General features: G+C 69.1%; 1 protein-coding gene and 1 pseudogene. Both read left to right on the forward strand.

What is annotated here, in order from left to right; all coding sequences use genetic code 11:
- Positions 1 to 173 (forward strand): annotated as a pseudogene (locus JHC57_RS05870) (peptidase M28); the annotation flags it as partial.
- A gap of 19 nt (positions 174 to 192) precedes the next feature.
- Positions 193 to 1,142 (forward strand): agmatine deiminase family protein (locus JHC57_RS05875; RefSeq protein ID WP_294029072.1); only part of this gene is annotated, 950 nt, incomplete at its 3' end.

Raw genomic sequence — 1,142 nt, forward strand, 5'->3', positions numbered from 1 at the left:
ACCACGCGCCGGGCGACGAATATGAGGCGATCACCAACTGGGGCGGCATGATGTCGGACCTGCGCCTCTATTACGCCGCGGGCCGCATGCTCGCGATGACCGACGCATGGCCGAACTGGGTCGAGGGCGACGAATTCCGTGCCGCCCGCGACAAGTCGCGCGCCGGCAAATAAGCGGGACGAGCGCGCGCCCATGACGCTGAAAATGCCTGCCGAATGGGCGCCGCACGACGCCGTCTGGATCGGTTTCCCGCACCTCGCCGAGGAATGGGCGGGAGCGATCGACGAAGGGCGGCGCGACGTCGCCGCCTTTGCCAACGCCGTCCATGACGGCGGCCGCGGCGAAGAGGTGCGGCTCGTGGTCAACGACGCGCGGCAGGCGGACATCGCCGCCGCGCTCGTCGATCCGGGCGTCAAGATTCTCGTCCAGCCGCTCGGCGATATCTGGCTGCGCGACACCGGGCCGATCATCGCCGGCACGGGCGCGGCGCGCCGCGCGCGCAATTTCGAATTCAACTGGTGGGGCGAGAAATTCGTCATGCCGGGCGATCAGGAGATCGGCGCCGCGCTGGCTGCCGGATCGGGCCTTCCGGTCGACGATCAGGACTGGGTGCTCGAAGGCGGCGGCATCGACGTCGACGGCACCGGGCTTTGCGTGACGACCGAGGAATGTCTGCTCAACACCAACCGCAACCCGACGCTGACGCGCGAGGATATCGCGGTGCGGCTGCACCAGTCGCTGGGCATCGACCGTCTGCTGTGGCTGGGTAACGGGCTCGTCGGCGACCACACCGACGGCCACGTCGACAATCTTGCGCGCTTCGTCGGCGAAGGCCGGCTTGCGCTGCCTGTCGCGGCAGGATCGGACGACCCCAACGCGCAAATCTATGCCGACGCGCGCGCGCGAACCGCGACGTTCGGAGGGGTCGAGATCGTCGACCTCCCCTCGCCCGGCCGTGTCGAAATCGGCGGCGAGATCGCGGCGGCGAGCTATATGAACTTCTACATCGGCAACAGCACCGTCGTCGTGCCGACTTATGGCGTCGCCAATGATCGGGCTGCGGTCGAGACGCTCGCCGCGCTGTTCCCCGGTCGCCGCGCGGTCGGCGTGCCGGCGCGCGGGATCATCGTCGGCGGCGGCAG

Source organism: Sphingopyxis sp. (assembly GCF_016463645.1).
In the GTDB taxonomy this organism is placed as follows: Bacteria; Pseudomonadota; Alphaproteobacteria; order Sphingomonadales; family Sphingomonadaceae; genus Sphingopyxis.